We start from the raw sequence: 24,476 nt of genomic DNA on the forward strand, positions 1-24,476 counted from the left end.
CCGGTCCCATTCCGAACCCGGTAGCTAAGCCTTTCTGCGCCGATGGTACTGCACTCGACAGGGTGTGGGAGAGTAGGTCGCTGCCGACATTCAACTTTTGTGGGGATGCCCCGGACTTCGGTCCGGGGCATTTCTGCGTTCCGGGGCGGATGTCCCGCGCGGGGCTGCCGGACAGTGGGAGCGGTCTCGGCGTCGTCGCCGGCGTGGCGCTCGACCGCTACTGCACGGAGTGTCGGCACCGTGTTTCCGGCCCAGGATGGGCGGTAGGAAGTAGGGACCGGCTGGCCCGCCCGGCGTCGACACCTGGCACGAGTGCCGGCGCAGCACGGTAGGTGGCGCCGTTCGCCGGGCCGCTGCGCCCGGTGCTGCTCCGTATCGATCGCCGGCGGTGGCCCGTGCCGATCGGCGGTGGGCCGTCGGAGTGCTGGTGGGCGGACTGCGCACGCTGCCGTGGGCCGCGTCGGGCCCGGTCAGGCTGGTTCGGACCGGCGCGGTTGCATCAGCGCCGTGGTCCGCGCACGCTGCGGCGTGCGGCGGCGGAGGTCGTCGCGCAGCGCGTGTCGGCGCGGAGGCAGCGCGTGTCGGCCCGGCCCCGGAGCGGGTCACCGGCCCCGTTCCAGGTGATCATGTCGTAGCCGATCACGTCGTTGGCAACCGCGTCGTTGGCAACCGTGCAGTGGGTGCCCGCGCTGCTCCCCGGGTTGGTCTGATGGCGGTGGAGCTGCCCGGCTCGTGACCGACTCCGGGTCAGTTCGCATCCCCGGCCGGCCGGATCGCCTGCGAGGCGCGCTCGGGCCGCGCTGCGCACCGACTCGAGCTCTCCAGCGCCGGTGCTACCGGTGGCACCTCATCGAACCGGTGACGCAAGCACATCGCACCGACAGCCGACGGCCCCGTGCCCGGTCGGGCGTCGAGTTGTCCACATAGCCCCGAAACATCCACAGCTGCGCGAACCGACCGTCCCGGCGGTCCCGATGGCGCGACCCTCGTAGGGACAGCGAAACCGCCGCCCAGGAGGATCCCGTGCCCGCCAACCGCATCACCGTCATCGGCAACCTGACCCGCAAGCCCGAGCTCCGTTACACGCCGACCGGTGTCGCCGTCGTCGAACTGACCGTCGCGGAGAACTACCGCCGGCTGGACACTGTCAGCAAGGAGTGGCGCGACGTGTCGAGGACGTACTACCGCGTGACCTGCTGGCGGAGCCTCGCCGAGCACGCCGCGGGCACCCTGGGGAAGGGGCACTCCGTCATCGTCGTCGGCCGCATGTACATGGACGAGTGGGTGGGACGGGAGGGCGAGCTGCGCCGCACTCTGTGCATCGAGGCGGACAGCGTCGGATACGACCTGAAGTACTCCTCGGCCCTGGTGCCTCCGCGGACACCCGGGCCGGACCGGCAGGCCGCCGCGGAGGACCGCACCGGGCGGCCGGCATCCGGCTGGGAGGTCGTCGTCGGTGAGCCCCCGACCGACGAGCCGGACGACGTCGACGAACCCTTCGACGTGGACGGGGAGGACGTCGAGGGCCGCAGCATGGTCGACCGCATCAGGCAGGAGCAGCTGGCGACCGCACCGGCCTCCGACGGCTGAGTGCGACCGAACTACCATCGTTGTCGTGGCGGACCTGATTTACACGATGCGGAACGTGCGCAAGGCGCACGGCGACAAGGTCATCCTGGAGAACGCGTCGATCAGCTTCCTGCCGGGGGCGAAGATCGGCGTGGTGGGCCCGAACGGGGCCGGGAAGTCGACCGTCCTCAAGATCATGGCAGGGCTGGAGCACGCGAACAACGGTGACGCGACGCTCAAGCCGGGAGCAACCGTCGGGATCCTCCAGCAGGAGCCGCCTCTGAACGAGGAGAAGACCGTTCTCGGCAATGTCGAGGAGGGGCTCGGCGACATCAAGGTCAAGCTCGACCGGTACAACGCGATCGCCGAGGAGATGGCGACCAACTACACCGACGAGCTGATGGAGGAGATGGGCCAGCTCCAGGAGGAGCTCGACCACGCCGACGCGTGGGAGATCGACTCCCAGCTGGAGCAGGCGATGGACGCCCTGCGCTGCCCGCCGCCCGACGCGGAGGTCACCCACCTGTCCGGTGGCGAGCGCCGCCGGGTGGCGCTGTGCAAGCTCCTGCTGTCCAGCCCGGACCTTCTCCTGCTCGACGAGCCCACCAACCACCTCGACGCGGAGAGCGTGCTCTGGCTGGAGCAGTTCCTCGCGAACTACCCGGGCGCCGTCCTGGCGGTCACCCACGATCGCTACTTCCTGGACAACGTCGCGGGCTGGATCCTCGAGCTCGACCGGGGCCGGACCTTCCCGTACGAGGGCAACTACTCCACCTACCTGGAGAAGAAGGCGGAGCGGCTCGCCGTCCAGGGCAAGAAGGACGCCAAGCTGCAGAAGCGGCTGAAGGAGGAGCTGGCGTGGGTCCGATCCAACCCGAAGGCGCGGCAGGCGAAGAGCCGTTCCCGGCTCGACCGGTACGACGAGATGGCCGCCGAGGCCGACCGGCACCGCAAGCTGGACTTCGAGGAGATCCAGATCCCGCCGGGGCCGCGTCTGGGTAACCAGGTCGTGGAGGTCTCGCACCTGGACAAGGGCTTCGACGGCCGCCAGCTGATCAAGGACCTGTCCTTCACGCTCCCGCGGAACGGCATCGTCGGGGTCATCGGCCCGAACGGTGTCGGCAAGACGACGTTGTTCAAGACGATCGTCGGGCTCGAGAAGCCGGACTCGGGAGAGGTGCGGATCGGCGATACGGTCAAGCTCTCCTACGTCGACCAGAACCGGGGCGGTATCGCGCCGGAGAAGACGGTCTTCGAGATCGTCTCCGACGGCCTGGACTTCATCCAGGTCGGGAACGTGGAGATGCCGTCCAGGGCGTATGTGGCGGCGTTCGGTTTCAAGGGCCCGGACCAGCAGAAGCCGGCCGGGGTCCTCTCCGGTGGCGAGCGGAACCGGCTCAACCTGGCGCTGACGCTCAAGCAGGGTGGAAACCTGATCCTGCTCGACGAGCCGACGAACGACCTGGACGTCGAGACCCTCGGTTCGCTGGAGAACGCGCTGGAGCAGTTCCCGGGCTGCGCCGTCGTGATTTCCCACGACCGCTGGTTCCTCGACCGCGTTTGCACGCACATCCTCGCGTGGGAGGGCACCGACGAGAACCCGGCTGCCTGGTTCTGGTTCGAGGGCAACTTCGAGGCCTACGAGAAGAACAAGATCGAACGGCTCGGCGCGGAGGCGGCGCGACCGCATCGAGTCACGCACCGTAAGCTCACTCGCGACTGAGCGCTACGCCGCCGGGCCGAACCCGGGCGGGTCCGATCTGGGCAGAGCGGACGCAACGGCGCAGCACGTGCAATCCGGCCGGTGGTGTCCACAGGAGGCGATGTGACGTCCGACCTGGGAAATCGTGTCGGTAGTACGGCAACCGCCGAGCTGCGGACAGCAGCGGCGCTGCGTTGGCAGCGTCCGCTGCTGACCGCGGAGCTCGCCGGGCACGCCTGCGTGCGCGCCGTTGCAGACGGTGACGATCTGCACTGGGTCCAGGCCGCGGGTTGGCTGCTCGACGGGTTGTCGGCCGGCGGTGACGCCCGTGACGTCGCCACCGCCGTACTCGGCGGGGTCACCGGTGTCGGCGATCCCGACGAGGCGGTGCCCGCCGTGCCCGCCCGGGCCCCCGGGGCGGCGTTGCTGAGCCGGCCCGAGGCCTTCCGGCTGCGGGTCGTGCTGGCCGCCGTCGCCCAGGCGGACGGGGAGTGGGAGAGCGCCCGGGCACTCGTCTCCGGGTTGCCGGACGACGCCCCGGGCGAGGAGGCGGGCCTGCTCCGTCTCGACCGGCTGGCCGTCGAGGTGCGGTGCGCGCTCGCCGACCCGGCGGGTGCCGACCTTGCCGGGCTGCGCGCCGCCACGGAGTCGTGTGCCGGGCGGCTCGGCGGGGAGGCGTCGGCGTACGCCGAGCTCGTCGCCGGTTCGGTGTACCGGGCCTGCCGGGAGCACGACCGCGCGGTGGACTGCGCGCTGCGCGGGCTCGCGCAGCTGGGCTGGACGCCCACCCGGCCAGAGGCGCGTCCGCTGTCGGCGCACCTCGCGGCCGCGCTGCTCAGCCAGTGGATCACGGCGCTGCTCGATGCCGGTCGGGTGCCGCTCGCGGCGGTGCGGGCCGCTGCCGCGCAGCGCGATGTCACCGACGCCGGACGACAGGGCGTGCTGCTGCGGCTGACGCTCGCGCGGGCGGAGGCGGGCCGGGCCGACCACGCGTCGCGCGCGCTCGCCGAGGCCGCCGAGGGCGCCGCGGCCGCGGGCGTCCCCGCACTCGTCGCGGCCTGCCGGAACGCGCAGTCGGAGCTGTACGAGGGCGCCGGCCGGTACCGCGAGGCGCTCGAGGCGATGCGTGCGGCCGCCGAGGCCGATCGGCTCGACCGTGCCCGGGGCCGCCGGTTCCGGCAGGCGGTCGCGGCTGCGCTTCCGCTGCCGGAGGCGGCCCCGGCCCGCGGTGCGGCCGTGCGGCGCCGGCCGTCGCCGGTGCCGGTGAGCACGGCGGCTGAGGCGGACGCGGATCAGGACCGCGGGCGTCCGGCGTCCGGCGATCCCGCCTGGTCCGGGATCGTCGCCGCACATGGACGCGGGGCCGGCGTGACGGCCGAGCCTGCAGGCACGACCTCCGGGCGTGCGGATCGGGGCTGGGCGGGTGCCGGCGGGGAGCTGCCCGCCGAGTCCGGGACGTCCGGCAGGCGGTCCGCGACGGCGCGCTCGGGGATCGACCCGGACGATCCGCTCGGGGTGTCCGGGCTGCTCGGCACCGTCGACGGCCCGGATCCGGTGCCTGCGCCGAGGAGCGGATCGGGATGGTCCGGCTCGTCGGGGTCGTCGGGTGAGCACGGCCGGCTGCCGTCGAGGGGCCGACCCGACCGGGCTGCACCGGGTTCGGCCGCCGCGGGCGGCCTCGGCACCGGCGGCCGGGCCCGCACCGGGGCACACGACGACGACCACCCCGATCGCGGCGTGCTGGATGCCCTGGGTGCCCGTGATGCCGGTACCGACGAGCCGGATCCCGCGGGCGTCGACACCGCCGACGCCGGCACCCCGCTCGCCGACGAGCTGGTCGCGGAGCTGCGCGCCAACGGCCGCTCCCGAGTGCCCGCGCGGGGCGTTCTGAACGGGGCCGCCCGGACCGCGGACATCCCGGGCCGCGCTGCGCCGGAGCGCCTCCCCGCACCCGAGCGGACGCCCGCCGTCCCCGCGGCGGTGGAGCGCTCGATCCTGGTCGACATCGTCGACGCCGATGGCCGGACGGTGCCCGCCGAGCAGGCGATGGGCACGCTGCACGAGATCGCAGTGCGGTCCCGCCGGCTGGTGCCGCCGTCCGGTTCGGCGGGTATCGATGCCGCCGCCGTGCGGGTCACCCTCCCGGATGCAGACCGGGTGACCGTCCTGCTGTGGGCCCGGTCGCTCGCGACCCATCTCGCCGATCGTGTCCCGCAGGGCGGCCTCCCCGAGGGGGCCGCGATGCGATTGCGCGCCCTCGGCCCGGACGGCATCGAGGGCGACGAGGTCGTTCGCCGGTTGACCGGTCCGGACGAGCCCGCCCGGGTCGACGCCGCGGCCTGGGTGCCGGCCGCCGACCGGCAGCCGGTGTCCGCGGTGCCCGCCGTGACGCCGGGATCGGAGGGCACCGGGGATGACGGGCAGCCGCCCCGTCCGGACCCGGTCGCGGGCCCCGCGATGGCGAGGTCGCTCGATCTGGCGTCCGTCGTCGCCGAGGAGGAGCGCGGGGGACGGCGTCGTGCAGCGGACGGGGACGTCGCGCCGCTGCTCAAGGCCGGGATCACCGTCCGGCCGGGCAGTGGCGGGCGCCGGCGCACGGATTCGCCCGTCGGGACCGGTGGCCGCGACGTCGCCGGTGAGTCGCGCCGCGGGGTGACCGGCGACGGTGGCGGGGACATCGTGTCGGTCGCCGCTGCCGAGCATGCTGTGCACACCACCGGCGCACCGGCCGGGGCGGCGGCCGCCGGGAACGACCCGGCGGTCCGGGGGAGCGATCGGGCGGCTGCGGAAAGCGATTCCGTGGTCGTGGGGAGCGATCCGGCGGCCGCGGGGACCGACCCGGTGGCTGTCGGGAGTGACCCGTCGGCGCCCGGCGCGGGTGTCTCCGACCGGAGGCTGGCCGACGCGGTCCGCGCGCACATCGACCTGTCCGGGTCGGCGGTGACCGGGAGCCGGTCCGCCGAGGCGGACCCGGATCCGGCCGGGGACCGGGCCGGGCTGCCGGTCGCCTGGTCGTCGGTGTCGACGGGGAGCGGCCCGGGGGCGCTCCCGAAGCGGAACGGGCGGGCCCGCCGCTCCGGCGGGGATCCGGCGGCCGCGTCGGCGGCAGGATCGGGGCCCGGCCGGCCGGGCGCGGCACGCCCCTTCACGCTGGCGGGGGACACCGCCGGCCACGACGACGTGTGGACGGTTCGCGCCGTCGATCCGGAGCCGGTGGTCGTTCCGGGCGAGGCGTCCCGTCCGGATGCGGCGCCTGGGCCGGACTCGCAGCCGCGGTCGACGACGGCGTCGGGGCTGGACCCGGAGTCGGGGCCGATGCAGGTGGCGAGGCCGGACCCGGGGCCCACGTCGGTGCTGGAACCGGGATCCGAAGCGGCCGCCCGGTCGCACACCCGCGACGTCTACCGGACCGCGTGGTCGGCGGACCGGCCCGGCGGGCTCTTCGGCGACCTGGTCGGCGGGAACGGCCCGCGCAGCGGCGCCGACCTGTTCGCAGACCCAGCCGACCCCGGTGCCGACCCCGACCCTGGCGCCGATGCCGATGCCGATGCCGATGCCGATGCCGATGCCGATGCCGACGCCCCGGCCGGGGCGCGGCCCGGTCCGGGTGACCACGACGCCGGGGCCCGGTCCCGGTCCGGTCCGGGCACGGAAGGCCGGTCCACCGCACCCACGGACTCCGGGCCCCGGGAGGCGGGAGCCCTGGCGACGGAGTCCGGTGCCGGGCCGGTGTCCGGTGCCCGCAGGGTCGGGCGGGAGCCCGGGGTCGCGTCCGGTGCCGAGCCGGAGTCCGGTGCCCGCACGGTCCGGCGGGAGCGTGGCGCGGCATCCGGTGCCGGGCCGGTGCCCGGTGCCCGCACGGTGCGGCGGGCGAGCGCCCCGCCGGCCGACGACGACGCGACCGACGCGACCCCGGGGGCCGGCGAACCGGCTGCGGCCGGCCCGGCCGACCGGCCCGCCCCGGGGCGACCGGGCACGAGCGGCGGCGCTGCCGCGGCGGTCACCGGCGGGAACACACCGCCCACCGAGGCCACACCGTCCGACGCCGCCACGACCACGTCCGGCGATCCGGCCGAGATCCCCGAGAACATGAGCATGGCCGATCTCCTGGCCGGGGCGCTCGCCGCGTACCGCGAGATCTGATCCGGCCTGTAGGAACGGCCCGCTCGCGACCCCGTTCCGGGTTTCCGCAGAGTGCCCGGCGCCGTCACCCTCACGGGATAGGGTGACGGCCGCCAACACACGCGGGTCGGAGTGGGACGTGAGCAGCGGTACGACGGGCGACACCGGAGACAGGACCGACCTCGGCGCGTCGGCGGGCGGTGAACCGCGCCCGGGCAGCAGCGCCGCCGCGGCCCTGGTCCGTCACTACGCCCGGCACACCCCCGAGCCGGAGAGCACCGACGGCGCTGCGCTGCCGGGCCCGGCAGCGGTCGTCGACGCGCATCTCGCGCTCGCCGCGCGCCGCGCGCCCGGCCGGGCCGTCATCCGGGTCGTCCCCGGCGTCGGGGGCGCGGCGACGGTCGACATCGTCACCGACGACATGCCCTACCTGGTCGAGTCGGTCATCGCCGGGGTCGGGCGGGCGGGCGGCACGGTGCGCCGGGTCGTGCACCCGATCCTGGTCGTCCACCGCGACGCGGCGGGCACCCTGCGCGGTGTCGACACCGAGGCCGATCCCGGCCGCCCCGGCGACGCGCTCGCCGAGTCCTGGATGCACCTCGACGTGGTGCACGAGGGCAGGGCCGACGAGGGCGGCCTCCCCGGGAACGGGGCCTCCGGCGGCGGGCTCGATCCGGAGGCGCTGCGGGCCGAGCTGGAACGGACGCTGTCCGACGTCCGGCAGATCGTCGACGACACGGCCGCGATGACCCTGCGGGCGCGCGTCGTGGCCGACGATCTCACCGGCGCCGGGACCGTCACCGCGCCGGACCCGGGCGACGACGTGCACCCGGCCGAGGTCGCCGACCTGCTGCGCTGGCTGGTCGACGACCATTTCGTGTTCGTCGGGTACCGGCACTACTCGCGCCGCGACGGCCGCCTGCAGCCCGACACCGAGACCGGCCTGGGTGTGCTGCGCCCGCACGACGCCGGGGCCAACGTGTTCCTCCCCGGGGAGACCTGGACCGGGAACAGCGGCGCCGGCGACCCGGCGGGGCTGTTGCTCATCACCCGCGCCGGGGAACGCAGCCGGGTGCTGCGGGCGGTGCACCCGTACTACGTCGGTGTCCGGACCCGCGCCGCCGACGGCACCGTCACCGGGGAGCACCGCTTCCTCGGCATGCTCACCGTGCCGGCCCGGCACGAGTCCGTCCTCGACATCCCGGTGGTCGCCCGCCGGGTCCGGGGTGCGATCCGGCGCGCCGGGTTCCCCGCCGACTCCTACTCCGGGCAGCAGATGCTCGAGGTCTTCTCGGTGCTGCCGCGGGCCGAGCTGTTCGCGTCGTCGGAGCAGCGGCTGCACGACACCGGCGTCGGTGTCCTGGAGGCCAGCGCCCGGCGCGCGGTGCGGCTGTTCGTGCATCCCGACCCGTACCGCCGCTTCCTGACCTGCCTGGTCTACCTGCCCCGCGATCGCTACACGACCGACACCCGGTTGCGGATCACCGAGATCCTGCGCAGCAGGCTCGGCGGCACCGACACCACCTACACCGCGCAGGTCGGCGACGCCGAGCTGGCGATGCTGCACCTGACCATCACCACCGACCCGGCGGCCGATCCGGCCGAGGTGGATGTGTCCCGGCTGCAGGACGAGGTCGCCGAGGCCACCCGGACCTGGGACGACCTGCTGGTCGCCGCCCTCGGCGACGCCGGCGCGGCGGCCCGGCCGCTGCTGGCCGGCGTCCCCCGGTCCTACAAGGCCGGGGTCGCGCCCCGGCACGCCGTCGAGGACCTGCGCCGGGTGATGACACTCGGTGCGGGCGGTGGTGACAGTGCCGGTGCCGGTGCAGGTGATGGCGACGCGTTCGACCTGCGCCTCTACCGCGGCGCGGACGACGACATCCGGTTCGCGCTCTACCTGCGCGACTCCCCGGCGACGCTGACCCGGATGCTGCCGCTGCTGCAGCAGCTCGACATCGACGTCGTCGACGAGCGGCCCTACGAGTTCACCCTGCCCGGCGGGCGCGGCTGCTGGCTCTACGACTTCGGCGTCCGCGCCCCGGAACCCGCCGGGGCGCCCGCCGCACCGGCCGTCGCGGTGGAGGACGCCGGGACCCGGTTCGAGGAGGCGTTCGCGGCCGCGTGGCGCGGCGACGCGGAGTCCGACCGGTTCTCCGCGCTGGTGCTGCGCGCCGGGCTGCACTGGCGGGAGGCGGCCGTCCTGCGCGCCTACAGCCGCTACACCCGCCAGGTCGGCGGCCGGTTCACCCTGCAGTACACGGCGAACGTCCTGGTCGCGCACCCGGACGTCGCGCAGGCCCTGATCACCCTGTTCCGGGCCCGGTTCGACCCGGACCGCGCCGACCCGGTCGAACGGGAGGCCGCGCACCACCGCGCGCTCGAGCACGCGACCACGCTGATCGACCAGGTCAGCGGCCTCGACGCGGACCGGATCCTGCGCGGGCTGCTCGCCGTGATCGAGGCGACGCTGCGGACCAACTGGTTCCGGGGCAGGCCGTTCTTCTCGTTCAAGCTCGACCCGGCCGCCGTGCCGGACATGCCGCCGCCCCGGCCCAAGTACGAGATCTTCGTGTACGCGCCCGGGGTGGAGGGCGTGCACCTGCGCTTCGGGCCGGTCGCCCGCGGCGGGCTGCGGTTCTCCGACCGCCAGCAGGACTACCGCACCGAGATCCTCGGGCTGGTGAAGGCGCAGGCGGTGAAGAACGCGGTTATCGTGCCGGTCGGCGCGAAGGGCGGCTTCGTCGTGCGGACGCCGTCGCCGTCACCCGAGCACGTGCGCGAGTGCTACACGACCTTCATCTCCGGCCTGCTCGACGTCACCGACAACCTGCTGACCCGGCCGGACGGCAGCACCCAGACGCTGCCGCCGCCGGACGTCGTGCGGCACGACGGCGACGACTCCTACCTCGTCGTCGCCGCCGACAAGGGCACCGCGACGTTCTCCGATCTCGCCAACTCGGTCGCCGCGTCGTACGGCTTCTGGCTCGGTGACGCGTTCGCCTCCGGCGGCTCCGTCGGCTACGACCACAAGGCCATGGGCATCACCGCGCGCGGCGCCTGGGAGTCGGTGAAGCGGCACTTCGCCGAGCGCGGCCTGGACACCCAGACCGAGGAGTTCACCGTCGTCGGCGTCGGGGACATGTCCGGTGACGTGTTCGGCAACGGGATGCTGCTCTCCGAGCACATCCGGCTGGTCGCCGCGTTCGACCACCGGCACGTGTTCGTCGACCCGGATCCGGTCGCCGCGACCTCCTACGCCGAGCGGCGCAGGCTGTTCGAGCTGCCCCGGTCGTCCTGGGAGGACTACGACCGCACGCTGATCAGCGCCGGTGGCGGGGTGTGGCCGCGGACTGCCAAGTCGGTGCCGGTCGGCCCGGAGATCCGCGCCGCGCTCGGCCTGCCCGACGGCGTCACCCGGCTCTCCCCGCCGGAGCTCATCCACGCCATCCTGCTGGCCCCCGCCGATCTGCTGTGGAACGGCGGCATCGGGACGTACGTGAAGGCGTCCGACGAGTCCAACGCCGAGGTCGGCGACAAGGCCAACGACCTCATCCGGGTCGACGGGCGGGAACTGCGGGTGCATGTCGTCGGTGAGGGCGGCAACCTGGGCCTCACCCAGCGCGGCCGGATCGAGTTCGCCAGGGCCGGCGGCCGGATCAACACCGACGCCATCGACAACTCGGCAGGCGTCGACTGCTCCGACCACGAGGTCAACATCAAGATCCTGCTCGACCGGCCGGTCGCCGAGGGAAAACTGGACACCCCGGCGCGCAACGCGCTGCTGGAGTCGATGACCGACGAGGTCGCCGACCTGGTGCTCGCCGACAACATCGCGCAGAACGCCGTCCTCGGCGTCGCCAGGGCGCACGCCGCCGACATGGTCGGCGTGCACGGCCGGATGGTCACCGATCTCGTCGAGCGGACCGGGCTGGACCGCGAGCTGGAGGTACTGCCCGATCCGGCCGGGTTCGACGGGCTCGCCGCCGACGGCCTCGGTCTCACCAGCCCCGAGCTGGCGACCCTGCTCGCCCATGCCAAGCTGGACCTGACCGACCGGCTGCTGCAGACAGACCTGCCGGACCGGCCGGCGTTCGCCGCGACGCTGCCCGCCTACTTCCCGGCCCCGCTGCGCGAACGGTTCGACCACGCCGTCCGCAACCACCCGCTGCGCCGGGAGATCATCGGCACCCGGCTGGTGAACCAGATGGTCGACGGCGCCGGGATCAGCTACGCGTTCCGGCTGGGTGAGGAGCTGGCCGCCGGGCCGGACGACGTGACGCGGGCCTGGGCCGTCACCACCCGGGTGTTCGCGCTGCCCGAGCTGTGGGAGATGGTCCGGACCGCGGACGTCCCGGTGTCGGTCGCCGACGCCGTCGTGCTGGAGTCCCGCAGGCTGCTGGACCGGGTGTCACGGTGGTTCCTCACGAACCGGCCACAGCCACTCGCCGTCGGCGCCGAGATCAGCCGGTTCGCCGACCCGATCGCGCAGCTGCGCCGGCAGCTGCCCGAGCTGCTGCAGGGCCGCGAGCTGGCGGCCGTCCGGGACCGGGCGGCGGCGCTGCGGGCGTCCGGTGTGCCGGAGGCGCTCGTCGAACCGGCGGCACTGTCGCTGTACGCCTACGGGCTGCTCGACGTCGTCGAGCTCGTCGAGCTGTCGGACCGGGAGAAGGAGCCCCGCCCGGCCGACGAGGTCGCTCGGCTGTACTACGCGCTGTCCGAGCACCTCGGCGTCGACCAGGCGCTCACCGCCGTCAGCAGGCTCGACCGCGGCGACCGCTGGCACGCGCTGGCCCGGCTCGCGCTGCGCGACGACCTGTACGGCTCGCTGCGCTCGATCACCCTCGACGCGCTGCGAGAGACCCCGCCGGGCACCGGCGTCACCGAGGCCGTCGCCGCGTGGGAGCAGGCGAACGCGTCGAAGCTGTCCCGGGCGCGGACCGCGCTGGAGGAGATCGGGGCGTCCGCCTCGCTGGACCTCGCGACGCTGTCGGTGATCTCGCGCCAGCTGCGTGGCCTGGCCCGGTAGCGGTCGGGGACACTCGGGCGTATGTCCGCTTTCGTCGCGCAGGTCCCGCTCCGCTGGACCGACCAGGACGCCTACCGGCACGTCAACCACGCCCGGATCGTCACGCTGCTCGAGGAGGCCCGCGTCGCGCTGGCCTTCACCGGCGCCGGCGAGGAGGGACTGACCGGGTTCTCGTCCGGGCTGCTGGTCGCCGGGCTGAACGTGGAGTACAAGCGGCAGCTGCCGTGGCGGTCCGAACCGCTGCGGGTGGAGATCACCGTGCGGGACCTGCGGGCAGCGTCGTTCACCCTGGACTACCTGCTGCACGACGGGCCGGGACCGGACGATCCGGTCGCGGTGACCGCGTCCACCAGGATGGCGCTCTACGATCTGGACGCCGCTCGGCCGCGTCGGCTCACCGACGGCGAGCGCGACTACCTGAAGCGGCACCTGGGGGAGGTCTCGTGATCCTGCGGCTGGCCGACGTGACCGAGCGGGACGATCTCGGCGCGTTCACCGCGCGGGTGGCGCGGCTCGACGACGCGGCGGCGATCCGGCTGACGGCCGCCGGTGATCGGGTCACGGCGTGGGCGCGGACCCCGTTCGACGTGCTCGTCACCCGGTCGGTGACCGGCACCCTGGACGGCGGCGGGCCGGTGACGGCGCACGCGTCGTCGCTGCTGACCGCGCTCGCGGTGGAACGGGCCGAGGAGATCGATCCCGGGCCGGGCGCGGCCTGGTTCGAGGAGCTGCCGCCGGAGGACGGCTGGGCGCTGGTCGACGACGTCCCCGCCGACGAGCTGGACGGGCTGGCCGATCGCGGACTGGCCCTGGCCCGCGAGCACGCCGGGCCGATGGGGCCGCCGGCGTCGCTGCTGGACCAGACGGTGCTGACGGTGTCACCGCCGGAACCGGGCCGCCCGGTGACGGTGCCGATGCGGGTGCTGTTCGCGATGTCCGGGATGGGCTTCCTGGGCTCCGGTCCCGGCGGCGCCGGGGACGGGCCCCGGGTGCGGGTGTCGGCGTCCGGTTCCTGGGTGCGGCTGGACGCCCGCTACGGCGCCGTCGTGCGACGCCGGGTGGTGTCGCTGCCGCTGATGGTCACCGCCTGATCCCGGTTCAGGAACCGAGGTCGAGCACGCTGACCTCGCCGTCGCCGGTGACCCAGCCGGTGCGGCCGTCCGCGGAGACGGCGATCGCGGTCGGGTTCAGCGCGACGTCGGTGGTGCCGGCCACCCGCCAGGTCGACGTGCGGATCACCTGCAGACCCTGGTCGGTGACGGCGTAGAGGTGCCTGCCGTCGGGGGCGAAGGCCAGGCCGGTGGGGCCGCCCCGGGTCTCGACGCCGGCGACCTCCCGGCCGTCGGTCGGATCGAGCACGGTGACGGTGTCCGAGTCCGGGCCGCCGACGGCGACCTGGGTCTCCGGCCCGGCGGACACCGCGACGGCCTCCGCGCCGCCGCGCACCGGATAGCTGCGGAGCACGGTGAGGCTGCTCGGGTCCAGCACGGTGAGCTGGTCGGCGCCGCGGGTCGCGAGGTAGATGCGGTCCCCGGTGTCGTTGCCGGCGGCCGCGAACGGGTCCCGGGAGACCGGGACGGAGCGGGTGACCGTCCCGGCGTACGGGTCCAGCTCGTCGACGACGCCGTCGGTGCGCGAGGGCACGTACAGGAACCGGCCGTCCGGGGCGACGACGGCGCCCGCCGGATCGGCCGTCGTCGACGTGGTGCCGATAACGGACGCCCCCGGCACGTCGACGACGGCGAGCTGCCCGCCCTCGGGGCCGGTGAGGCTGACGAACGCCCGGGCGCCGTCCGGGGACGTGGTCACGCCCTGCGGGGTCGCCGGGAGCAGGATCTCGGCGGTGACGGTGTCGGTGGCGCCGTCGAGCACCAGCAGGCGCGGGTCGTCGGCCACCGCGACCAGGGCCGTCCGGCCGTCCGCGGTGGCCGCGACCGCGACCGGTTCCGCGCCGACCCCGACGGTGGCCCGGACCGTCGGCCGGGACGCGCTCGCCGCGGCCGGGCCGGCATCGGGACGCGGCCCGAGACCGGCGGCGGGGGTGCCCTCGGTGGCGGCGCGGTCCGCGCCGGTGCCGTCCCCGTCGGACCCGGGGGAGAACATCGCCCACAGGGTCAGGGTGCCGAGCAGCACGATCGCGAGTGCGATCGCCAGCCCGGCCGGTGACACCCCGCGGCGGCCGTTGCGCGGCTTCGCGGACATGATCGCCTCGCGGCGCGGGGTGATCGGCTTGCCGGACCCGGACCCCTGGTCGGCGGCCGGCCGCACCTCGGTGCGGGGCCCGGTGCCGGTGACCGCGCCGTCCCGACCGGATGCGGCGCGGGCCGCGGCGACCGACACGGCACCCACCGACGCGGCGGCCGCGATGTTCCCGGTCCCGGCACCGCCGGTGCCGTCGGTGCTGTCGGTGCTGTCGGTGCTGCTGCTGCCGCTGCCGTCGTTGCTGTCGGTGCCGTGGCGGCCGGTGGGGTCGGCGGTGGTGCGGGCAGCGGGGGTGCCGTTGCGCTGCTCCGGTGGGCGGGGGGCGTCGCCGGGTGGCGGTCCCTCGTGGGCCGGTCCGTGGGCCGGGGTACGGGCCGGCGCGGGGAACACCGCTGCGACCCGTGCGGTGGCGTCCGTCCCGTCGCCGTCCCGGCCGTGCCGGGCCGACGGCGCCGGGCCGTCCTGCGGGGGCCGGCCGGTGACCGGGCGGGGGCCGCGCCCGGGCGGCGGGGTGATCGCGTGCCGGGGACGGCCGTCGTCGTCGAGGGCGGGGATGGTCACGGTGGCGTCGGACGCCGCCGGCCGGGGCGCTCGGCGGGCGGGATCGTGCTGGGAGCGGCCGTCCGGTGCTGCCCACGGCGCGTGGTCACCGGGCCGCGGGTAGGGCTGCGCGCCGGTTCTGCTGCCGGTGGGCGGCATCCCGCCGGTCGCCTCGGCACCGGCCGGGCCTGCCGGTCGGGGCGGCCCGGTCGGCCCGGTCAGGCCGGTCGGCCCGGGGCCGCCGCGGCGCGCCGGGGGGCCGGCGGTCGTCGTGTCGGTGGGGAGCGGGTTCCGCCCGGTGCCGCCGCTGCCGTGCACCGGGGCGCCGCGGGCGGGCTCGTCGCGCGGGTCCGGCCGACCGGGTTCCGCGGGCCGGTCGTCGCCGCGGTGACCGGCGTCGGTGGAGGTGTCGTCGCGGCGGGTGTGGCCGCCCTGCTCGGCGTCCCGGGCGGTGCGGCCGGGGAGCTCGCCGAAGCCGCGACCGGTGCCACCGCCACCGGGGGTGGCGAACAGGTCGTTGCCGGACAGGCCGGCCATCGCGGGACCGGACGGTGTGCCGCCCATCGGGGGCCGCGGCGCGGACTCCCGCTCGGTGTTCTCCGGGGCGGGCCTGCGCCGACCGGGCATCGTCGGGCGGACCCCGGACGACGGGGTCGCCGGCCGCGCGTCCGCGGTCGGCCCGCCCGGCTCGGCGGTGTCCGCGGACGCGCTCGGGTAGTGCCCGAGCAGCGCGCCGGGCGGCAGGATGTCGGTCTCCGGGCCGCCGTCCGCGCCGGGCCGGGGCGGCCAGCGCTTGGACGTCGTGCCGCCGGTGGCGGGGGCGTCGGCCCGGGCCGACCGGACGGGCCTGACCGCGGGGGCGTCGCCGTCGTCCAGCGGGCGGGGCGACGGTGCGATCGGGGGCACCACGGTCGGGGCCGGCTGGGTCGGCGGCGCGTCACCGGGAGCGGACCGGTCGCCACCCATGCGGGGGCGCCCGGCGGCCGGGGTCGCGGCCGGGTCCCCGGCGCCGGCCGGTCCGGACCGGCCGGCGGCGTCCGGCCGGCCGGTGGACGGGCTGTCCGCCGGTGCGTCGGGGGCGCCCGGGGTGGCTGCCGGGTCCGGGTGGTTCGTCGCGGAGCCCGGACGGTCGGCCTGGCCGGCGGGGTGTGCCCAGGCTGCCGGGCCCGCCGGCCCGCCGGTCTCTGCCGGGTGGGTCGAGGCTGCGGGATCGCCGGTCGTTGCCGGGTGCGCGGGGCCTGCGCCGTGTCCGGTCTGGCCCGCATGGTCGCTGCTGCTCGCCGGGCCGGTCGTCGCCGGTCCGGTCGAACCGGACGAGCTGTCCGGGTCGGCGCCGGGGACCGGGTGGCCGTGGGCAGGGGTGTCCCGGTGCCGGTCGGCCGGTGTGGGGCCGTCGGTGGCGGGGCTGTCCGTGGTGGCGCCGTCCGGGCTGGTGCCGGATCGGTCGGCGCCGGTGGGGCCGGCGCTGATCGAGCCGGTGCGGACGGGGGTGGTGCCGTTCGCGGAGGCGTCGACGTCGGGCGCGAACGACGGCGGTGGTGCGAACCGGTCCGCAGGGGTGTGCAGCGGGTCGTCGGTGTCACCGGCGTCGTCGGGCAGCGGCCCGACCCCGAGCGGGTCGTCACCGAGGTCGCCGAGATCGGCGTAGTAGCCGTCGGTGCCGTCGGTGCTGTCGGTGCTGTCGGTGCTGTCCGTGCCGCCGGTGCCGCCGGTGCCGTCGTAGTGCGACGGGTCGTCGCCGTGCGTGCCGGGGGCCGGGCCGGTGTCCGGCGCCTCCCGGTCGGCCGCGGCGGGCTCGGTGCCGGTGTGGCCGGCCCCGTCGTGACCGGTGCCGGTGCGGCCGTCGTGACCGGTGCCGTCGCCACTGGCGGTGTTGTCGCCACTGCCGGTGCCGTCGCTGCTGCCGGTGTCGTCGCGGTGGCCGCTGCTCTGTGCGACGTCGGCGGCCGCCGGGCCGGGGCGCGGCGACGGCGTCGGCCGCGGGCCGGTCACCGATGGTGCGCCCGGCGCGACGCCGGCCCCCCCGCCCGAGGCATCGGCGCGACCGTTGCGCCCACGGACCAGATCGGCGAACCCGGAACCGGTGGACGCCGCCGGACCGGAGGTCGCGGACGTCTCCACCGGTGCCCCGCCGGACGGCCCCGCAGCGGGAGCCGGGCCGGTCACACCGGTGGCATCGGCCGTGCCGGCGTCGTCGGTCGCGGCGTCGTCGGTGCCGGCATCGGGGGAGCGTGCGGAACCCGACCGCATCACCAGGTCGACGAGGGATCCCGGGACCACGGGGACGCGGCCGGTCCGGATCGCCTCGCCGAGCCCGTCAGGGTCCGGTTCCGCGGCGTCGTCACGTCCCGGCTGGCCGGGCGCCGACGTCATGCGTTCTGCGACGGTCGGGTGCACATAACGATCTGATTATCGCGAGCGGCGCCCGGGGCCCTGACCCCGGGTCGGTCCCCGGTGCGTGCGGGACCCGCCTGCGGCGCCGTCCGTCCTGGTCCGGGCGTTGTCACGGCCCGCGCCGAGATCACCGAACGGGAGTACCCCGATCGAGGTCAGCGACACCGGCGGGATCTGCCCGATCGAGGTGCCCTCGGCGTCGTCCTCCCGCTCGGTGCCGGGGCGGCGCCCGGGGCCGAGCAGCAGGGTACCGGTGGTGGTGTCCTCGTCGACCGTTTCATCAGTTTCGTCGGAAATGCCCGGCTGGCCCGATGTGTCCGTACTGGCCGAGGTGTCGCCGGTTGCGGACGACGACCGGTCCCGGACGGCCGGATCGGGCCGCACCGTGGATGGCAGCCCGTCGGTCCCGGCGCCGGACGACCAGACGAACGAGGGCCCGGTGCCGCGCCCACCGTCCGGACCCGCGGCGCCGGGGAGATCGGAGATGCCCGGCTCGGACCCGCCGAACAGCGCGTCGTCCAGGGTGGCGGCCACCGGCTCCCGGTCCAGCTCGGCGGCGAGGGTGGTGCGCATCCGGGACAGCTCCTCCCGGACCTCGTCGCGGAGCGCCGCGAGGCGCTCGACGTCCCCGGCGACGCCGGCCCGCCGCTCGCCGAGCCGCCGCAGCGTCTCGGCGGCCTCGTCGCGGGCGGCGGAGAGGATCTCGTCGGCGTCCGCGCGGGTCGTGGCCAGCAGCCGGTCGGCCTCCTCGGCGGCCCGGTCGAGCCGCTCGGCGGCGTCCCGCTCCTGGTCGGCGAGCTCGCGCTCCCGGCGGGCGGCCTCGCGCTCCTGCTCGTCCAGCGCGGTCCGGCGAGCGGTGAACTCGCGGTCGAGTTCCGCGGCCCGACCGAGCAGCGCCTCCTCGGTGCGGGTGCGCCGCTCGTCGGCCTCCTCGCTGGCCCGGGCGAGCACGGCGTCGGCCTCCTCGCGGGCGCCGGCGACGATGGACTCGGCCTCGTCGGCCGCGCGGCCGCGCAGCTCGGCGGCCTCCCGCTCGGCGGCCTCCAGGACGCGCTCCACCCGGAGCCCGAAGCCCGCCTGCTCGGACGCGCCGGCCTCGAGCTGCTGCTGTAGCCTGCGGCTCTGCGCGCGAGCCGCGGACAGCGCCTGCTCGGCGGCCTCGGCGCGCCGGATCTCGTCGTGGATCCGCCGGTCCAGGTCCGAGAGCCGGGTCTCGACCTGGGCGCGGTCGTAGCCGCGGAGCACGACGGCGAACCAGGCCCCGTCCACCGCGCCGCCGGGCTCGCCGCCGCCGGAACCGGTCGGTGCGTCGGCGGCACGGTGCGAGTGCCGGGACGACCCGGGCGCAGGATCGGGACGTTGCGGACCGGACGCGGATCCGGACGGCGACGGCAGTGCGGTCACGATGAACCCCCAGACGGGTGACTTCTCGCCGCCCGACCTCCCGGGGCGGCGTCCCGTTCAACGAGATCGGACGCGTTCGGTCACGATCACGGCGGCTCGCGCTCGGATTGCGGCCGAACACCACCCGATCGGCCGCTGGATGGCGGCTCACGAGGTTGCGGAGGGTGACGATCAAGGTCGTCGCAGTAAGAACGTGTAAGGGAACCGGATCGTCTGCGGACCGCAGCGCCCGGATCAGAACTCGGAGTTCTGCATGCTGAGCGCGGCGTACTGGAGGTAGTTCCACAGCTGCTCGCGGTGCTCGGGCGAGAGGTCCTCCTCGTCGACCGCGATCCGCATGCAGCGCAGCCAGGCGTCCCGCTCGATCGGGCCGATCGTGAATGGCACGTGCCGCATCCGCAGCCGGGGGTGCCCGCGCTGGTCGGAGTAGGTGCGCGGGCCGCCCCAGTACTGCTCCAGGAACATCCGCAGCCGCTCCTCGGCCGGGCCCAGATCTTCCTCCGGGTACATCGGCCGCAGCACGTCGTCCCGGGCGACCTCCTGGTAGAACCGGTGGACGATCCGGCGGAAGACCGGAGCGCCGCCCACCTCGGCGTAGAAGTTCTGCGGTGCACTCACGCCGTCATGGTCTCAGCTCTGCCGCTGCGTGCGCCCGTCCAGGGCGGCGGTCGGGAACAGCATCGGCCGCGGGATCCCGTGGTCGTCGAACGCGTCGGTGATCGCGCCGTTGAGTGCGCGCTGCACCGCCCACTGCCGGCCCGGCTTGACCCGGACGGTGATCCGCAGTGTGACGCCCTCCGGGCTGATCCGGTCGACGCCGAGCACCTCGGGCGGCTCCAGGACGTCACCGGAGATGTCGTCCTGGGCGGCCCGCGTCGTCGCCGTCGAGCCGGCGAGCTCGGTGGCCTGCTCGACGTCGGCGCTGTGCGCGATCGGCAGGTCCACCACGGCGACGGCGTAGCCCTGGCTCATGTTGCCCACCCGCAGGATCTCGCCGTTGCGGACGTACCAGACGGTGCCCTGCAGGTCCCGGATCGTGGTGATCCGCAGCCCGACCGCCTCGACGGTGCCGACCGCCTCGCCGACGTCGACGATGTCGCCGACCCCGTACTGGTCCTCCAGCAGCATGAACATGCCGGACAGGAAGTCGCGCACCAGGTTCTGCGCGCCGAAACCGATCGCCAGGCCGAGCACCCCGGCACCGGCGAGCAGCGGGCCCAGCGGGTAGCCGAGCTCGTTCATCACCATCATCACCGCGACCAGCAGCACCACCGCGGAGACGATCGAGCGCAGCACCGACCCGATGGTGCGGGCGCGCTGCATCCGGCGCTGCGCACCGGGGGCGTCGCCGCTGCCGCCGCCCTCGGGGGCGCGGCGCAGCCGGCGGGCCCGCCCGGCGAGCGCGGTGAACGCGCCGTTGGTGGCGCCGTTGACCATCCGCGCGATGCCGCGGTGCGCCAGCCAGCGCACCAGCACCGCGATCAGGATGATCGAGGTGATCGAGATGGTGCGGCCGACGATCACGTCGGCGTGCTGGGCGATGAAGTCGTTGTTGGTCCAGCGGTAGAGGGTGGCGCACCAGGACCCCGGGTCCTGGGTGCACTGCGGCATGAGGGCGCCGGTGAGCCCCGGGGCGGGGACCGGCGGGATGACCGTGCTGATCACGCGTCCTCCTCGGGGGCGGTGAGGGCTGCGTCGGCGCGACCCGCGGGACGGCGCTCGCCGGCCGGGGTGCCCGGCGGATCGCGTGACCCGAGACTACGTCACCCGTACCGGTGGTCCGCAGCCCCCAGGTGAGCCGGCAAGGAGTGGTGTTCCGGCAGGTCGGGGGCCGGTTGCGGGGCGTCGCGCACGGTGCGCAGCGGTACCACGCCGCACCAGGCGAGATCGGCCTCGACGTCCGGCGGATCGTCCGACGGCGGGCCGGAGCGGCGCTTCACGCTGGCCTCGGTCAGGTCGAGCGCGAACAGCGCGGTCGCGGCGAGCTCGCGGTTGTTCGGCCGGCGGGCGTGGTCCCAGGCGCCCGGGGTCAGGTGCTCGACGATCGCGCGCAGCCCGTCGGCCTTCGCGGCGGGATCGGTGACCCGCCGGGCCGTCCCGTGCACGACGGCGCTGCGGTAGTTCATCGAGAAGTTCATCACCGCCCTGGCGTGCACGATCCCGTCCAGGTGGGTGACGGCGACCGAACAGGGCAACTCGTCGGTGCGCAGCCAGCCCGCACCGGTGGATCCGTGCAGGTAGAGGGTGTCGCCGGCGCGTCCGTACGCAGTGGGCAGCACCACCGGTGCGCCGTCGCGGACGAACCCGACGTGGCACACCAGGCCCTCGTCGAGCAGCGCATGCAGCTCGGCGCGGTCGGTGGCGGCGCGATCGGGCTTGCGGCCGAGGGTGCTGCGGGCGGTGGGGGAGAGCGTCACGCGACCAGCGTGACGCCGTGCAGTGGCATCCTGGAACGGCCAATCCCGCGCCGATCGGAAAGGCCGGTTCGTGTCCGAGGTCCCGCCGCTGCCGCTCGACCGCGGCTCGTCCGTCCCGCTCGCGGTCCAGCTCGCCGACGGGCTCCGCGCGGCCGCGGCCGGTGGCACGCTGCGGCCCGGCGACCGCCTGCCCTCGACCCGGGCGCTGGCGGCCGCTCTGCGGGTGAGCCGCACGGTCACCACCGCCGCGTTCGACCAGCTGCTCGCCGAGGGCTGGGTGGCCGGCCGGACCGGCTCGGGTACCTACGTCACCGCGCTCCCGGTCGGGCTCCCGGACGACGGCGCCCGCGACGCCTCGGCCGGTGCGGTGCGCGGACCCGACCGGGACGGCGTCCCGGCGGCGCTCGATCCCGGCCGGCCCTGCGTCGCGGCGCTCGACCGGGCGATGTGGCGCCGGGCCTGGCGGGCCGCCGCCGATCCGGAACCCGACGACGCACCCCGCCCGGACGGCCTGCCGGACTTCCACGCGGCCGTCGTCGAGCACCTGCTGCGGCACCGCGGGCTCACCCCGGACGCCGTGCTGAGCACCGCGGGCACCTCGGCCGCCGTCGCCGAGCTGGCCCGGCTGCTGCCCGCTGGCGCCCGGGTCGCGGTCGAGGAGCCCGGCTACCGGCGCGCGGTCTCCGCGCTGCGTGCCGCCGGGCTGCGGATCGTGCCCGTCCCGGTGGACGACGACGGCCTGGTCGTCGACGCCGTCCCGGCCGGCTGCGCGGCCGTGTACGTCACCCCGGCGCACCAGTTCCCGACCGCGGTGCGGATGCCGGCCAACCGCCGGGTGGCGCTGGTCGAGCGGGCCCGGGCCGAGGGGTTCCTGATCATCGAGGACGACTACGACGGCGAGCTGCGCTACGACGTCGCGCCGCTGCCGCTGCTCGCCGCGCTCGCCCCGGACACGGTGGTGCACCTCGGCACCGCCAGCAAGATCGTCAGCCCGACGCTGGGTGCCGGCTGGGCGCTCGCCCCGCCACCGGTGCTCGCCGCCTGGCGGGACCTGCGCGAACGCACCGGGACCCGGCCCTCGCCGGCCGGCCAGCGGGTGCTCGTCGCGCTGGCCCGGCACGGCGACCTGTCCCGGCACCTGCGCCGGCTGCGCCGCGAGCTGCGCGAACGCCGGTCCACGGTGCTGGCCGCCGCGGCCGCCGCCGGCTGGACGGCGCACGGCGACCCGGCCGGGGCGCACCTGGTGCTGCGCGGCTTCCCCGGGACCGAGGCCGGGCAGGTCGCCGCGGCCGCCGGGCGCGGGATCACGGTCCGCGGGCTGGCCGGCTACCACGAGGGCCCGCCGCGGACGTCCGGGCTGGTGGTCGGCCACGCCGCCGGGACCCGGGCCGACCTGCGGGCCGCGCTGGCCCGGCTGACCGGCTGATCGGGCGCCCGGCGGGGCCGCCTACCCTCGGGGCCCATGAGTTCCGACCGGGTCAGGGTCGCCGTCGTCTTCGGCGGCCGCAGTTCCGAGCACGCGATCTCGTGCGTCTCAGCGGGCAGCGTGTTGACCCATCTGGACCCCGACCGGTTCGAGGTGATCCCGGTCGGCATCACCCGCGACGGCGCCTGGGTCGTCGGCCCGGGCGACCCGCAGCAGCTGGCGATCACCGACCGGACCCTGCCCGAGGTCGACGGCGCCGCGGACGCGCTGGTGCTCCCGGGGGAGCCCGGGCGCGGCCTGGTCCGGCTGGACACCGGGCGGTCCGGCGAGGTGCTCGCCGACGTCGACGTCGTCTTCCCGATCCTGCACGGCGCGTTCGGCGAGGACGGCACCGTGCAGGGCCTCCTGGAGATGGCCGGCGTCCCCTACGTCGGCGCCGGGGTGCTGGCGTCCGCGGTCGGGATGGACAAGGAGTTCGCCAAGAAGCTGCTGCGCGCCGAGGGCCTGGACGTCGCCGACGGCGTCGTGCTGCGGCCGGGCACCGACATCGGATTCGCCGACCGTGACCGGCTCGGGTTGCCGCTGTTCGTCAAGCCCGCCCGGGCCGGCTCGTCGATGGGGGTGAGCCGGGTGACCGACCCGGCCGCGCTGGATGCCGCGATCGCGCAGGCCCGGCTGCACGACCCGAAGGTGCTGGTGGAGGCCGCCGTGCCGGGCCGCGAGGTGGAGTGCGCGGTGCTGGAGTTCCCGGACGGCAGCGTCCGCGCCAGCCTGCCCGCCGAGCTGCGCTACACCGGTGAGTTCTACGACTTCGAGTCCAAGTACCTCGACGTGTCCGAGCTGGACATCCCGGCCAAGCTGGACGACGAGATCACCGAGTCGGTGCGCTGGAAGGCGATCACCGCGTTCCGCGCGCTGGACGTGCAGGGACTGGCCCGGGTCGACTTCTTCGTGACCGACGACGGCGCGATCACCGTCAACGAGGTCAACACGATGCCCGGGTTCACCTCCAGCTCGGCGTTCCCGAAGATGTGGGCGGTCACCGGGCTGGACTACCCCGAGCTGCTGACCACACTGGTCGAGACGGCACTGAGGCGCGGGACCGGGCTGCGGTAGCTACCGCACCTGCACCGGCTGCACCGGCAGGGTGGCGCCGACCGCGTCGGCGACCGTCTGCAGCGGGCCGGGACCGGTCTCGGTCGGTGCGCTGAGCTCCAGGTACACCTCCCGGTCGACGACGGCGTAGCTGTCCGAGCGGGCGTCCGGCGCGCCGGTCAGCGGCAGCCAGTCCACCCCGTTGACGACGATCAGCGGGGAGGTCGGGCCCAGCTCTTCCGGTCGGTCGGTGCCGCAGCGCAGCACCACCGGCTCCGGCTGCGCCACCCAGGCGCGGGCGCCCGGCACGGCCGGGTCCAGCTCGCGGGGCGGCATCGGGCCGCCCGTGCCGGGGAGCTCGGCGGGCAGCGCGTCCAGCACGGCGGCACAGGCCGGGGTGGTCGCCTGCGGGGCGGCGACGGCGGGGAGCTCGAGCGGGCCGGTGTCCGGCCCGGCCGTCGTCCGGGCGTGGATCCCCAGCCCGGCGACGACGACCGCCAGCAGCAGGGGCAGGGCGACCGCCACCGCGGTGAGCGGTGCGATGCGTCGGCTCCCGGCCCCTGCCACGGGTACGGCCCG

Annotated in this window: 14 protein-coding genes and 1 rRNA gene; 9 read left to right on the forward strand and 6 right to left on the reverse strand. The window is 75.7% G+C overall.

Going from position 1 to position 24,476, the window contains the following annotated elements:
• The 7 genes from rrf to ABZ881_RS05740 all read left to right on the forward strand — a co-directional run.
• A 5S ribosomal RNA gene (gene rrf, locus ABZ881_RS05710) occupies positions 1 to 89 on the forward strand; the annotation flags it as partial.
• Between the two features lie 934 nt (positions 90 to 1,023).
• Entirely contained in the window at positions 1,024 to 1,590 is a 567-nt protein-coding gene (ssb, locus tag ABZ881_RS05715) for a single-stranded DNA-binding protein (RefSeq protein WP_358482119.1), read from the forward strand.
• A gap of 25 nt (positions 1,591 to 1,615) precedes the next feature.
• Positions 1,616 to 3,292, forward strand: a complete 1,677-nt coding sequence (gene ettA, locus ABZ881_RS05720) for an energy-dependent translational throttle protein EttA (RefSeq protein WP_344024977.1) — start codon at positions 1,616 to 1,618, stop codon at positions 3,290 to 3,292.
• 102 nt (positions 3,293 to 3,394) lie between these two features.
• Entirely contained in the window at positions 3,395 to 7,414 is a 4,020-nt protein-coding gene (locus ABZ881_RS05725) for a hypothetical protein (RefSeq protein WP_358482120.1), read from the forward strand.
• 118 nt (positions 7,415 to 7,532) lie between these two features.
• Complete coding sequence (locus ABZ881_RS05730) at positions 7,533 to 12,419, forward strand: NAD-glutamate dehydrogenase (RefSeq protein WP_358482121.1); 4,887 nt, start codon at positions 7,533 to 7,535, stop codon at positions 12,417 to 12,419.
• Between the two features lie 21 nt (positions 12,420 to 12,440).
• Positions 12,441 to 12,866, forward strand: a complete 426-nt coding sequence (locus ABZ881_RS05735) for a thioesterase family protein (protein ID WP_358482124.1) — start codon at positions 12,441 to 12,443, stop codon at positions 12,864 to 12,866.
• Entirely contained in the window at positions 12,863 to 13,510 is a 648-nt protein-coding gene (locus ABZ881_RS05740; RefSeq protein ID WP_358482126.1) for a hypothetical protein, read from the forward strand. The genes ABZ881_RS05735 and ABZ881_RS05740 overlap by 4 nt, the downstream gene beginning before the upstream one ends.
• 7 nt (positions 13,511 to 13,517) lie before the next feature.
• Here the strand turns inward: ABZ881_RS05740 and ABZ881_RS05745 are convergent, their stop codons facing one another.
• From ABZ881_RS05745 to ABZ881_RS05765, 5 genes are all read right to left on the reverse strand, one after another.
• A complete protein-coding gene (locus tag ABZ881_RS05745) occupies positions 13,518 to 17,534 on the reverse strand; it encodes a hypothetical protein (protein WP_358482128.1) in 4,017 nt (1,338 codons plus the stop codon).
• Between the two features lie 36 nt (positions 17,535 to 17,570).
• Entirely contained in the window at positions 17,571 to 18,959 is a 1,389-nt protein-coding gene (locus tag ABZ881_RS05750) for a hypothetical protein (protein ID WP_358482130.1), read from the reverse strand.
• Between the two features lie 234 nt (positions 18,960 to 19,193).
• Positions 19,194 to 19,577, reverse strand: coding sequence for a globin (locus ABZ881_RS05755; protein ID WP_344024991.1), 384 nt, complete (start codon positions 19,575 to 19,577; stop codon positions 19,194 to 19,196).
• A 12-nt stretch (positions 19,578 to 19,589) separates the two neighbouring features.
• Entirely contained in the window at positions 19,590 to 20,624 is a 1,035-nt protein-coding gene (locus ABZ881_RS05760) for a mechanosensitive ion channel family protein (RefSeq protein WP_344024993.1), read from the reverse strand.
• Between the two features lie 98 nt (positions 20,625 to 20,722).
• On the reverse strand, positions 20,723 to 21,376 hold the full coding sequence (locus ABZ881_RS05765) for a pyridoxamine 5'-phosphate oxidase family protein (protein ID WP_358482133.1): 654 nt from the start codon (positions 21,374 to 21,376) through the stop codon (positions 20,723 to 20,725).
• A gap of 70 nt (positions 21,377 to 21,446) precedes the next feature.
• Here ABZ881_RS05765 and ABZ881_RS05770 point away from each other — a divergent pair, with 70 nt between their 5' ends.
• Together ABZ881_RS05770 and ABZ881_RS05775 are read left to right on the forward strand one after the other, a co-directional pair.
• Positions 21,447 to 22,802, forward strand: coding sequence for a PLP-dependent aminotransferase family protein (locus ABZ881_RS05770; RefSeq protein WP_358482135.1), 1,356 nt, complete (start codon positions 21,447 to 21,449; stop codon positions 22,800 to 22,802).
• Between the two features lie 36 nt (positions 22,803 to 22,838).
• Entirely contained in the window at positions 22,839 to 23,918 is a 1,080-nt protein-coding gene (locus ABZ881_RS05775) for a D-alanine--D-alanine ligase family protein (RefSeq protein WP_358482137.1), read from the forward strand.
• Here the strand turns inward: ABZ881_RS05775 and ABZ881_RS05780 are convergent, their stop codons facing one another.
• Positions 23,919 to 24,422 carry a DUF3515 domain-containing protein gene (locus tag ABZ881_RS05780; protein WP_358482140.1) on the reverse strand — a complete coding sequence of 168 codons (504 nt, stop codon included), beginning with the start codon at positions 24,420 to 24,422 and terminating at the stop codon, positions 23,919 to 23,921.
• Positions 24,423 to 24,476 lie beyond the last annotated feature (54 nt).

The sequence above is a fragment of the Pseudonocardia sp. NPDC046786 genome, from assembly GCF_040645415.1.
Classification (GTDB): domain Bacteria; phylum Actinomycetota; class Actinomycetes; order Mycobacteriales; family Pseudonocardiaceae; genus Pseudonocardia; species Pseudonocardia kongjuensis.